At 71.7% G+C, this 12,505-nt stretch carries 7 protein-coding genes and 1 pseudogene; 7 read left to right on the plus strand and 1 reads right to left on the minus strand.

Annotated elements, in window-relative coordinates; genetic code table 11:
- Nucleotides 1–332: 332 nt before the first annotated feature.
- The 7 genes and pseudogenes from ACZ67Q_RS33415 (at nt 333) to ACZ67Q_RS33445 (ending at nt 11,887) form a co-directional block, all read left to right on the plus strand.
- A complete protein-coding gene (locus tag ACZ67Q_RS33415; protein WP_471189854.1) occupies nt 333–1,868 on the plus strand; it encodes a DUF4192 domain-containing protein in 1,536 nt (511 codons plus the stop codon).
- Between the two features lie 692 nt (nt 1,869–2,560).
- Nucleotides 2,561–4,506, plus strand: a pseudogene (locus ACZ67Q_RS33420) (glycogen debranching N-terminal domain-containing protein).
- 325 nt (nt 4,507–4,831) lie between these two features.
- Nucleotides 4,832–5,590 carry an NUDIX hydrolase gene (locus tag ACZ67Q_RS33425; RefSeq protein ID WP_471189856.1) on the plus strand — a complete coding sequence of 253 codons (759 nt, stop codon included), beginning with the start codon at nt 4,832–4,834 and terminating at the stop codon, nt 5,588–5,590.
- A 170-nt stretch (nt 5,591–5,760) separates the two neighbouring features.
- Entirely contained in the window at nt 5,761–7,779 is a 2,019-nt protein-coding gene (locus ACZ67Q_RS33430) for an ABC transporter ATP-binding protein (protein WP_471189960.1), read from the plus strand.
- Nucleotides 7,780–7,943: 164 nt separating this feature from the next.
- Nucleotides 7,944–8,828, plus strand: a complete 885-nt coding sequence (locus tag ACZ67Q_RS33435; RefSeq protein ID WP_361625055.1) for a FadR/GntR family transcriptional regulator — start codon at nt 7,944–7,946, stop codon at nt 8,826–8,828.
- A gap of 532 nt (nt 8,829–9,360) precedes the next feature.
- A complete protein-coding gene (locus ACZ67Q_RS33440; protein ID WP_471189859.1) occupies nt 9,361–10,911 on the plus strand; it encodes an RNA polymerase sigma factor in 1,551 nt (516 codons plus the stop codon).
- Nucleotides 10,912–11,047: 136 nt separating this feature from the next.
- The gene (locus ACZ67Q_RS33445; RefSeq protein WP_471189861.1) at nt 11,048–11,887 is read left to right on the plus strand and encodes a S1 family peptidase; all 840 of its coding nucleotides are present in this window, start codon (nt 11,048–11,050) and stop codon (nt 11,885–11,887) included.
- Nucleotides 11,888–12,079: 192 nt separating this feature from the next.
- Here the strand turns inward: ACZ67Q_RS33445 and ACZ67Q_RS33450 are convergent, their stop codons facing one another.
- A complete protein-coding gene (locus tag ACZ67Q_RS33450; RefSeq protein WP_361625046.1) occupies nt 12,080–12,310 on the minus strand; it encodes a DUF7455 domain-containing protein in 231 nt (76 codons plus the stop codon).
- Nucleotides 12,311–12,505 lie beyond the last annotated feature (195 nt).

Here is a 12,505-nt window from a genome sequence, read left to right on the forward strand (position 1 = left end):
ACAGGACGCCACTGACAATCCGGACGCGGCGGCCGACGGCTCGCTCGGGCGGGCCTTCGGTGACGGGCGACGGTTTGCTCGGGTAGGCCTTGGGTGACGGGTGATGGCTTGCTCGGGTGGGCCGTGGGCGACGGGTGATGGCTTGCTCGGGTGGGCCGTGGGCGACGGGTGTCGGTTGGCGCAGGTGGCCTTGAGTGAGGGGTGACGGCTCGCTCGGCTCCGCCTTCCGTGAGGGCTCGTGATGAAGGGTCGTGCGCATGCGTTGACGCGTCCCTGACCGGACTTATCCACAGCCCCAACCGGAACAGCGAAATCCGCGAGATCGTCTGCGCATGACGAACCACAGCGAAACCACAGGATCCTTCGAAAACGACGCCTTCCACCACCTTGTCGGCCCCTTCGGACCCGACGACCGCCCCACACACCAGGTGACCCTGCGGACCCCCGCCGAGCTGGCCGACGCCCTGCCCTACCTGCTCGGCTACCGCCCCGAGGACAGCATCGTCCTGGTCGCCCTCCATGACCACGGAGGGCGCGGCCGGTTCGGCGGCCGAGCCCGGCTCGGCATCCCCCGCAACCCCGACGACTGGCCGGCGATCGCCCATGAACTGGCCCGGGGGCTGATCATCGGAAGCCGCCGGCGGGGCGCCCCGCCGGAGCAGATCGTCGCCTACCTCTGCCAGGAACCCGGGCAGGGTGAGACGGGCCATCAAGTCATGGAACGCCTGAAGCCGCTCGCCGACAAACTCCGTACCGAGTGCGGATCCCACGACGTGCCGGTCATCGAGGCGTTGTGCATCTCGGACGGCCGCTACTGGTCGTACGTCTGCGAGCGCGAGTGCTGCCCCTCCGAAGGCGCCCCGATGGGGCTGCCCGGCACCTCCGTCCTGGCCGCCGCGGCCGCCTACGCCGGCGTGCAGGTGCGCGGCACCCTGCGCGAGCTGCGGGCACGCCTGTTGCCCTGGGAGACGTCCGCCGCCCTCGCACAGGAGGTGGCCCTGGACACCGCCAGCATGGAGCTGGTCCCGAGGATCATCGACGGCGCGGGCCGCGAGGTCGCCCTGGAGACGGTCACCTCGGCCGAACACATCATGCGGCGCTTCGCCGCGGCGTCGCCGCTGTCCGACGCCGCCGCAGCGGACCGGCGCGACGATGAACTGCTCGACCACGAAGAAGCCGCGGCCCTGATTCTCGGCCTGCAGGACCGCACCACCCGCGACCGGCTGGCCGAGTGGATGGAGGGCGACGAAGCAGGCCCCGCGCTCCGCCTGTGGCGAGCACTCGCCCGCCGGTGCGTCGGTCCCTACGGCGAGCACGCCGCGGCGCCTCTCGCGCTCGCCGGGTGGGTCGCCTGGTCGACAGGCGATGAGATCGAAGCCCGCGAAGCCCTCGCCATGGCACTGGGCGCAGACCCCGGGTATGTCTTCGCGCGCCTCCTCCACCAGGCCGTCAACGAAGGGCTGGACCCCGAGTCGGTCCGGCGCTGCCTGCGGACGGAACGGGACGAACGCACACGTGCCACGGCCTCATCGGAGCATGCCGACGCCGTGGCGGAGAGCCGAGACAGCGCGGACCGTCCGTGCGTCGAGGAACCGTCCGCGACGCCGAGCCTCTGCCGTGGTGATGCCAGGGACGCGGACGCCGCACAGCTTGTCACCGGTACCGAGGTGAAGGCGTCGTCGAGGCCCGGCACCGCCGAGCGGCGACGACGCCCCGGAACCGGACGCGCGCGTGCCGGAACGCGCCCCCGAACCGCACGGCCGGCCGGCACACGCCCAGGCGCCGCAGGTAAGACGGTCGGCCGACACGACGGCGCTGCCAGGGACGACTCGCGTCCGGCCGGCGCAGACGTCGAGGGGGAAGGATGAGCGGGCCGCTGCCTGCGGCCAGGAGTCACGGCAGGTGCACGGACGGCCGTGGCGAGGGGCGAGACCCCCGTGGCGCAGGGCGCGAACCCGCTGTTGCCCCTGGCACCTCCAGGTATCGATCGGCCTGCCGTCCGTTCCGACGAGCGCCCGACCGGGCGTATCACCTACGCCCCACGCCAGAGCCACCCTCATGCGGGCGTGACCCCGGCGAGCCCCGCTCCGTTCACCTGAGTGGCGGAACGCCAGGGCCAGGTGCACGGCCGCACCGACCCCGCTCCGCCGCAGCCCTCCACCCGGCGCCGACCACGCCCGAGACGCACCGCGCGCAAAAGAGCCCTCGCATGCAGCAGCCCACGCCGCCGTCCGCGGCCCCGCCGGACACACCCACGGCTCCGTCGTACCGTTCACCCGGCAGCCCGTACCCCGCACCGGCCACGCCGTCCAGGACCTCCACCACGGACCCGCAGTCGCACCCGGCCACGGCAACGCACCACGTCACGCCCACCGGGACACCGCGTACCGCCTCGTCGGCCGCATCACAGGGCACCCCACCTCGTCCTGCCCAGGCCGCCGCGCAGCCCGGGACACCCCGTACCGCCGCGCCGCCGGGCACCCCAGGCGGCACCGTGACCGGCACTCGACCCGCCTCCCGCGGCACCGCGCCGCCGGCCCGGCCCGCCGCTACACGGCGGCTGGTCGATCTCCCGCCCGTTCACACCAGCCTGGTCTGCGTCGCCCTGCCCGGGCTCGCGATCTCGCAGGACGGGCAGCTCACGGGCCGAGGGCTGGACGGTATCTACCGCGCCGGCCGGCGTCTGCTGTCCCGCTGCCAGGTCCGGGTCGCCGGGCGTGAACCGCTCACCGTGCAGGCACGGACGACCTCCGCCGACCGCGCCCGCTTCGTGGCGACACTGCGCGCCTCCCCGCACAGCGGTCCCGACCCGGACGTCGTCGTCGAACGAACCCGCTGTGCCGACGGCATCGAGCGGATCACCCTGCACAGCACCGCCCCGCGCCTCCTGCGGCTGCCGCTCGAAGTGGCCCTCGGCACCGACCTGGCAGACCTCGCGGCCATCGCCTCCGGTGACGCGGGCCCCGAACTGCCCGCCACGGTGCACGCCGGCGGTCTGCGCTGGACCTCCCCTGCTGGCACCAGCTCGGTCACCGCCGATCCGCCGCCCTCCGATGCGCTGGCCTCGGCCGGACTGCTGCGCTGGGACCTGGAGCTGCGTCCGGGGGAGACGTCGACCGTGGAGCTGCGCGTCCGGCCGGACGGCGCGGGCCCCCTCCGCGCCGCGGGCCGTACGGCCACGAGTCCGCTCGCAGCGGCACATGCCGACGGCGACGACCCTCGAGCACAGGAGCTGCTGCGTACAAGCGTCGAAGACCTGCAAGCGCTGCTGCTCCGAGACCCGGCACACCCGGGCGACACCTACCTCGCGGCCGGCGCCCCCTGGCGCTGTGGCCTCGCTCCCGCCGAGGCGCTTGCCGCGGCCCGTATGGCACTGCCCTTGGGCACCCGGCTCGCCGCAGGCACGCTGCGCGTCCTCGCTCGTACCCAAGTCACCGGCGCGGGACCGCGATACGGAATGATCCCGGCACCGCGCCGCGACGCGGGTCCTCATCTGCCACCGAGCTGCACGGGCACGGAGGCCACTCTGCTCTTCCCCGTGCTCCTGGCGGAGGCCCGCCGCTGGGGACTGCCCGACCAGCAGACGGACCAGCTGCTGCCCGCTGCCGAACGCTGCCTGCACTGGCTGCGCGCCGCCGTGCATGACGGTACGTATCTGTGCGACCCACAGCAGGGAGGCCCGGCGCGTTGTGAGACGCAGGCGCATGCCCGTCGCGCCGCGCTGCTCGGAGCCGACCTGCTCGACACACACGGCAGGCCCGGCGCCGACGAACTACGGCAGTGGGCAGCGGCCCTGCGCACCGCGTTCCGGGAGGACTTCTGGGCGGACGATCCGGGCGGCGGACGACCGGCGGCCGCCCGTGCTCCCGACGGCCGACTGGTCACCCACCTCGGGGCAGGCGCGGCCCACCTCCTCGATACCGGCCTGCTCGGCGGGGGAGAACAGGCCCAGGGGCTCCTGGATCGAGTGCAGACCGAACAACTCGCCCGGCTGCTCGGCAGCCCCGCCCTGGACTCGGGCTGGGGACTGCGCGGCCTGTCGCTGAAGGAACCCGGATACAACCCGTTCGGCCACCGCAGCGGCGCCGTGCGGGTCCACGAGACAGCGGTGGCCGTTGCCGGACTCGCCGCGGCCGGCTACGAGAAGGAGGCGTCCTCCTTGCTGCGCGGACTCCTGACGGCGTCGGAGGCCTTCGGGCACCGGCTGCCCGAGATGTACAGCGGCGAGCAGCGCGCCGAGGGCAGGCTTCCCCTCCCGCATCCAGCCGCGTGCCGTCCCGCCGCGACCGCGGCCGCCGCAGGGGTGCTGCTGCTGACCACGCTCGCCGGAATCCACCCGGACGCCGCGGCCGGCACGGTGACCCTGCGGCCCATGCCCAGCGCACCACTGGGCGAACTTGTGCTCACGGGCCTAAGAGTGGCCGACCCCCCTTTTCCGTACGGGTCAGCAGACTGGGCCTGGCCATGGTCGAGGAGGCAGCCGACGGACTCCAACTGAGAGCCTGAACATCCCGGGCTCCGGCCGTTCCGTCTCAGCCGTGCTCCACTCTGCCTCGGCCGCGATCCGGTCCACCTTGGGCCCGATCTGTTCTGCCCCGGCCCCGAAGCCGCCCACACGTCTCCACCGGTCCCACCCTCGCCCCGCACCGCTCCGACCCCCCATCCATTGCCATCCTGACCTCGGCATACCAGCCAGAACCCGGCACACACGGACCCGGAACGTAAAGGCGCGGGACGCGCGGTGCGCCGCACGGCGAACGGAAGTGGATCAGTGAGCGAAGCGGCCGACCAAGGGCGTGTTTATCGTCAGGCAGACGACTATGATCGCCGCATGCCCTACGACCCGTCAGCCTTTCCACCCTTCGCCGTCACCGTGGACCTGGTCGTTCTGACCGTGCGCCGCCATGCCCTGTGCGCGCTGGCGGTACGCAGGGGCGAGGCGCCGTTCAAGGGACGCTGGGCGCTCCCCGGCGGTTTCGTACGGGCCGACGAGGATCTGGCGCAGGCCGCAGCGCGCGAGCTGGCCGAGGAGACGGGGCTGCGCGTCCACGACCCCGCGGCGCCCGTCCAGGACAACGGCGCGCACCTTGAGCAGCTGGCGACCTACGGCGACCCCAAGCGCGACCCGCGGATGCGCGTCGTCAGCGTCGCGCATCTGGCGCTGGCCCCCGACCTGCCGGCGCCCCGGGCGGGCGGTGACGCCAGCAACGCGCGGTGGGCCCCCGTCGAGGAACTGCTGCAGCAGAACGGTTACGGCCGCGACGCGGAACCGCTCGCCCCTCTTGCCTTCGACCATGCGCAGATCCTCGCGGACGGCGTCGAGCGGGCCCGCTCCAAGATCGAGTACTCCTCGCTGGCCACCGCCTTCTGCCCGCCCGAGTTCACGGTCGGTGAGCTGCGCCGCGTGTACGAGGCGGTGTGGGGTGTCGCGCTCGACCCGCGCAACTTCCACCGCAAGGTGACCGGCACCCCGGGCTTCCTGGTCCCCACGGGCGGCACCACCACCCGGCAGGGCGGCCGTCCGGCCCAGCTCTTCCGCGCGGGCGGCGCCACCCTGCTCAACCCGCCGATGCTGCGCCCCGAGGTCTGACAGCCCCCTCCAGGGCAACGCACTGGGGATTCCGCGTGCTCCACGGGCCATGCCGTGCTTCAGGGGTGCACGGGCTCTCCCGGACCAGCACACAGCCGTACGGCGGCGACGAGCGCCCGAACGCGCCCGTGATGCCCGAAAAACCCGAAATGGCGCGCTATCTTGCTGCGGTGATCCAGGCCTTCGGACTGACCAGCAATCCGCGCAAGGACCTTCCCCCCGTCGTCGACGACGTCTCCTTCGAGGCACACGCGGGCCGCGTCACCACGCTGCTGGGCGCAGCCGGTGCCGGCAAGACCACCGTGCTGAGACTGATGCTCGAACTCCAACAGGGCCGTGGCATCACCTACTTCAGGGGTCGACCGCTGCACCGCATCGCCCATCCGTCCCGCGAGGTGGGAGTGGTACTGGGCGATGTCCCCGGACACCCCGCCCGCACCGTCCGTGGCCATCTGCGCATGCTGTGCGCGGCGGCCGGCATCCCGGCGCGACGGGCCGACGAAGTCCTCGAAGCCGTCGGACTCGTCAGCCTGCGTGAGGAACGCCTCGGCTCTCTCTCGCGCGGTATGGACCGCCGGCTCGGACTGGCCTGCGCCCTCCTCGCCGACCCGCACACCCTCGTCCTCGACGACCCCACCGACGGTCTCTCCGCCCGCGAGAGCCGCTGGGTGCACGGAATGCTGCGCGCGCACACCGCCCAGGGCGGCACGGTTCTGCTCACCACGACCGACCCCAAGGAAGCCGCCCGCACCGCCGACCGGGTCGTCACCCTGGAAGAGGGCAAGGTCGTCGCCGACCAGGAGGCCGCGGACTTCTCCCGGACCCGGCTGCGCCCCCGGGTGGCCGTGCGCAGCCCGCACGCACCCCGTCTGGCGGCCCTGCTCGCCAAGGAGGCCCGCACCTCCCGGCGCTCCGTGGAGGTCGTGCCGGAGGCCGGAAACCGCCTCTCCGTGTACGGCAGCACCTGCGCCGAGGTCGGCGAGATCGCCTACCGGTACGGCATCCTCGTCCACCAACTCGCCGACGAGGTCGGGGACATGGGCGCAGGCGCGGCTGCGGAGCCATGGGATGAGCCCAGGAGCGCCGTTGATCTCGGGAAGCTTGAGCCGGTGTACGGCGTCGATGGTGAGAAGGATGGGGCAGCTCTCCGGGCCGCGGAGGGCGAGGCGCCGGGTGGGTTCGGCGAGGGATTGGCCATTGCCTCCCAAGCGCACCAAGAGGCAAGCGGCGTCTCACCGGCCACAGACGCATCAGCGGACGGAGAGCAAGACCTTCCCGTGGGCCCTGAGGCGCAGCCGCACGCCGAAGAGGAGCCGGACGGTGACGACGGACGCGGCAGCGGTGACCGCGGCGGTCCGGAAGTCCCAGGGGTTCGGGCCCCCCTCCCTCCCCTCCCGCCCCCCATCTCCGTCCGCCCCGCGCCCAGCCCCCTGCGTCCGCTCCGCTACGAGGTGCGGCGTGCCACCGGTATCAGTACCGGTTTCGTCACCTGCGCCGCCGTACTGATCGTCTCCGCTCTCACTGCCGTAGTCCTCGCTCGTCTCGGGCACACTCCGCAGCACCGGCTGCTCGCGGCCTGGCCGCAGGAGCTGCCCTGGCCGCCCGCGGCGCTCGGTGCCGGGTTGCTCGGCGCGCTCGCCTTCGGTGACGAGTTCCGCCACCCCGCTCTGGCGGCGGACCGCGGCACGGTACCCCGCCGGCTGGGGCTGCTCACGGCCAAGCTCCTGGTCTCCGCCGCCACGGCGCTGATGCTGGCCTTTCTCTCCGTGGGCTGCGATGCGGAAGTGCTGTATCTGTTCTACGGGCGGGAGCTCACGAAGGTTCCCGGGGACTGGCTTGTGATGTCCGTGAGTTGGGCCGGGCTGGTCGTCGGGTGCGCGTGGGCCGGCGTCCTGGCCGCCGGTGTGTTCCGGTCCACGACGGCCGGGCTGGCCGCCGTGGTCGCCGTACCGGTCGTCGTCGTACCGCTCGTACACCAGGCCGTCGCGGGAGCGTCCGTGCGAGAGATCGCCGGGCTCTCCGCGCGGATGCGGGAGGTGTTTCTGCTGCAGTGGCCCTTCGGTGGAGAGCGCTATCTGCTCGCCGCGGTGCGCTTGATCGCGCAACCTGTCGGAGGTGCGCTGACGTTGTCCCTCACGGCTCTGCTCTGCGCGTATGTGCTCACGAACCTGCGTAGCCGGGTCCGCTGACGACCGTCCGTGCCCACCCGTGCACGGGTTGTGCGCAACTCCCCCGAGGGGAGCCCATTTCTTTCCGATAAGGCGTCAATTGCGACGGAGTGAGCGATCACCCTTTCGTGTGCTTTTCACCAAAGCCCTCAAGGGAGTTGAGAGCAGCGCCGAGAAAGGAATCCGTGAGTACCCTTGCGCACACCATGATGACCGCCGCCCGCTCCGCAGACTCCGGCCTCGCCGGCCCGGGCGAACTCGACCGCTACCCCTACGCCGAGGCCCCCGCCGACCGCGTCGGCGCACCCGTATGGGAAGGAGCGGACCCCGAGCTGGGCCGGGTGGGCCGGCGGTCCGCGGGCAACCGCGGCCGCGGACTGCACGGCCAACTCGTCCAGCAGCTGGGACAGATGATCGTCTCCGGTGACCTGGGTGCCGACCGCCCGCTGGTGCCCGAGGAGATCGGCCAGCGCTTCGAGGTCTCCCGGACCGTCGTGCGCGAGTCGCTCCGCGTGCTGGAGGCCAAGGGGCTGGTCAGCGCCCGCCCGAACGTGGGCACGCGTGTGCGCCCCGTCAGTGACTGGAACCTTCTCGATCCCGACATCATCGAGTGGCGCGCGTTCGGGCCGCAGCGTGACGACCAGCGTCGCGAGCTGAACGAGCTGCGGTGGACGATCGAGCCGCTGGCCGCGCGCCTGGCCGCGGGGCACGGACGTGAGGACATCCAGCAGCGGCTGGCCGACATGGTCGAGATCATGGGGCACGCCCTGGCGCAGGGCGACGCGCTGACCTTCGCCCGCGCCGATGCCGAGTACCACACCCTGCTCATTCAGATCGCGGGCAACCGCATGCTCGAGCACTTGTCCGGGATCGTCTCCGCGGCGCTGCAGGTCTCCGGCGGCCCGGTCACCGGCTGTGACCGGCCGAACGAGGCGTCCCTGGTGCTGCACGGCAGGATCGTCGACGCCGTCGCCGCCGCGGACGGCTCCGCGGCCGAGACGGCCATGCGGCAACTGCTCACCGTCCACCCCGAGGTGGAGCGTGTGGTGCCCGCACCGCGCGAACACTGACCCCGTTCCACGGACGGCCAGGCCGGTGGATGCCGCCCCCCTCCTGCGGCATCCACCGGCCGTCCGCCGCCACGCCGGTCCCCGCGGCCCGAGAAGACGGCGCGGGGGCCGGCCGGCCGGGCGGCTCGCTCGGTCCGGCGGTGAGGCGGGGGCGACGGGTGGTCGATCGTCCTGGAGCGGCGCCAGGGCCGCCGGCCGATCCCGGCGATGCCGGTGGGGGCTCATGAACCCGTGTCGAACGGGGATTCGGCGCCTCGTTCACGGGTACAGGTGACCATGTGTGCCCGTGTCTGACCGCTTTTGAGCGCTTACGGGGTGTGACTCGGGCCACGAAGATTGGGCGTAACGCTCAAGGAAACAACGCGATGACCTAAGAGGTGACAGCCGCGGAGGGAATACGGACGCCGTTCAAGGCGCTGTGCATCTTCCCGGCGCCCGCCCGCGCCGTCGGCCCATCCCCAAGCCGGTGGTCGGCTCCTGTCCGCAGTGGACGGGGCCGGAAGCCGTTTTCCAACGTTCCGAGAGGTTGTTCGTGTCGGCCAGCACATCCCGTACGCTCCCGCCGGAGATTGCCGAGTCCGTCTCTGTCATGGCGCTCATCGAGCGGGGAAAGGCTGAGGGGCAGATCGCCGGCGACGATGTGCGTCGGGCCTTCGAAGCTGACCAGATCCCGGCCACTCAGTGGAAGAACGTACTGCGCAGCCTCAACCAGATCCTCGAGGAAGAGGGTGTGACGCTGATGGTCAGTGCCGCAGAGCCCAAGCGCACCCGCAAGAGCGTCGCAGCGAAGAGCCCGGCCAAGCGCACCGCCAGCAGGACGGTCGCGGCGAAGACGGTGACCACTCGCAAGGCCACCGCCACGACCGCGGCTGCCCCGGCGGCGTCGGCCGACCCCGCAGCCGATCCCGCCGAGGAAGCCGAGACCGAGAAGAAGGCCGCGGCGAAGAAGGCCGCCCCCGCCAAGAAGGCGGCGGCGAAGAAGGCTGCCCCCGCCAAGAAGACGGCGGCCAAGAAGACGGCTGCCAAGAAGGACGACGCCGAGCTGATCGAGGAAGAGGTCCTCGAGGACGCCAAGGTCGGCGACGGCGAGCCCGAGGGCACCGAGAGTGCCGGTTTCGTCCTCTCCGACGAGGACGAGGACGACGCGCCCGCGCAGCAGGTCGCCGCGGCCGGCGCCACCGCCGACCCGGTCAAGGACTACCTCAAGCAGATCGGCAAGGTCCCCCTGCTCAACGCCGAGCAGGAGGTCGAGCTCGCCAAGCGCATCGAGGCGGGTCTGTTCGCCGAGGACAAGCTGGCCAACTCCGACAAGCTCGCCCCGAAGCTCAAGCGCGAGCTGGAGATCATCGCCGAGGACGGCCGCCGCGCCAAGAACCACCTGCTGGAGGCCAACCTCCGTCTGGTGGTCTCCCTGGCCAAGCGCTACACCGGCCGCGGCATGCTCTTCCTGGACCTGATCCAGGAGGGCAACCTCGGTCTGATCCGCGCGGTCGAGAAGTTCGACTACACCAAGGGCTACAAGTTCTCCACGTACGCCACCTGGTGGATCCGTCAGGCGATCACCCGCGCGATGGCCGACCAGGCCCGCACCATCCGTATCCCGGTGCACATGGTCGAGGTCATCAACAAGCTCGCGCGCGTGCAGCGCCAGATGCTCCAGGACCTGGGCCGCGAGCCCACCCCGGAGGAGCTGGCCAAGGAGCTCGACATGACCCCGGAGAAGGTCATCGAGGTCCAGAAGTACGGCCGCGAGCCCATCTCCCTGCACACCCCGCTGGGTGAGGACGGTGACAGCGAGTTCGGTGACCTCATCGAGGACTCCGAGGCCGTCGTCCCCGCCGACGCCGTCAGCTTCACGCTCCTGCAGGAGCAGCTGCACTCTGTCCTCGACACCCTGTCCGAGCGCGAGGCGGGCGTCGTCTCCATGCGTTTCGGTCTCACCGACGGTCAGCCGAAGACCCTCGACGAGATCGGCAAGGTGTACGGCGTGACGCGTGAGCGCATCCGTCAGATCGAGTCCAAGACGATGTCGAAGCTGCGCCACCCGTCCCGTTCCCAGGTGCTGCGCGACTACCTCGACTAGGTCGCGGACGTACGACGCGCAGAAGGCCCGGTCTCCCGCGAGGGAGCCGGGCCTTCTCCGTGGTCCAGCGGGTGCGGGGCGCCGGTAGCTGGATCACTCTGGGTGTTCCATGGTGAACCCCGAGTGAGGAGTGTGCATGCGTCGTTCCATTGCCCGCGCGTTGATCCGGCCGCTGGTCCTGGCGGCCGCCGCAGGGGCCATACCGCTGATGTCCGCCGCCCCCGCGTCCGCCGACAGTGTGGTGGTCGGGGGCTTCCCCGTCGATGTCGCGCAGAGCCCCTGGACGGTCGCGTTGTCCAGCCGTGACCGGTTCGGGGGTACGCGGGCCGGGCAGTTCTGCGGCGGAGTGGCGATCGGCCGCACCGCCGTGCTCACCGCCGCCCACTGCCTCGGCGAGGACGTCCTGGGCGGGCCGCCGGAGCGGCTGCGGGACTTCAAGGTCATCGCCGGGCGCACACATCTGTTGTCGGACGAGGGCAGCGAGATCCCGGTCCGCGAGACCTGGGTGAACCCGTCCTACGACGCCGGCAGCAACGCCGGTGACTTCGCGATCCTCACCCTTTCCCGGCCGCTGCCCGACAGCGCCGTCATCACCATGGCCGCCGACGGCGACCCCGCGTACGCGCCCGGCACGCGCGCGATGGTCTACGGCTGGGGTGACGTCACGGGGGCGGGAGACTACGCCGCCAGTCTGCGGGCCGCACCCGTGCGTGTCCTGTCCGACGCGCTCTGTGAGCAGGCCTATCCGGGCAGCGGCGACGGAACGTACAACGCCGAGAGCATGGTGTGTGCCGGCGAGCAATCCGGCGGCAGGGACGCCTGCCAGGGCGACAGCGGCGGCCCGCTGGTCGCCCAGGGGCGGCTGATCGGCCTGGTGTCGTGGGGGAGCGGCTGTGGACGGGCGGGGAGCCCAGGCGTCTACACGCGAGTGTCCGACGTGGTGCGGACGCTCGACCCGGCGGCCGGCCGCGGCTGACGGCCATGGAGGGCCCGGACGGCCCTGAGGGGCTCTGTACTGCGCCTCACAACCTTTGACTCGGCTGAGGGGTCCTGCGGGGCCCCTCCCCGCTTTGCTGTACCGCGACGAGGACGGGCGGTCGCCCCTTGGGGGGACGACCGCCCGTGCCGCCGGCCTGTGCCGGAGCTCGCTCGTCGTGGTCGCGCTGGGTCAGCGCTCTTCTTCGGAGGCGGATTCCGGAACGGAGGTCAGTCGCTCCGTCTCGTCCTGTATCTCAGCGGCGATCTTCTTGAGTTCCGGCTCGAACTTGCGACCGTGGTGGGCGCAGAAGAGCAGTTCTCCGCCACTCAGCAGGACGACGCGCAGGTATGCCTGGGCGCCGCAGCGGTCGCAGCGATCAGCGGCCGTCAGCGGGCTCGCGGAAGTCAGAACAGTAGTCACGTCGCCTCTTCTCTAGCTCGACGAGCTGTCGTACCAGGGTCAACATCCAACCAGCCCCAAAACGTTCCCGCTCGCGGCTTTTCCTCGAAAAAAATCTCCGAGGCGGCTGGCTGCTGCCGGGTTGGCGGCGAATGTGCCGTATTGCGTGTCTGTCGTGTCCTACGGTTTCGCTCTGTCGGTCATGGTTCCGCCCTC

Source organism: Streptomyces sp. NPDC036813, assembly GCF_055609245.1.

Bases quoted from the DNA above. Each gene is read 5' to 3' on its own strand.
- ACZ67Q_RS33415 (WP_471189854.1), top strand. From the start codon at position 333: ATGACGAACCACAGCGAAACCACAGGATCCTTCGAAAACGACGCCTTC.
- ACZ67Q_RS33425 (WP_471189856.1), top strand. From the start codon at position 4,832: ATGCCCTACGACCCGTCAGCCTTTCCACCCTTCGCCGTCACCGTGGAC.
- ACZ67Q_RS33445 (WP_471189861.1), top strand. From the start codon at position 11,048: ATGCGTCGTTCCATTGCCCGCGCGTTGATCCGGCCGCTGGTCCTGGCG.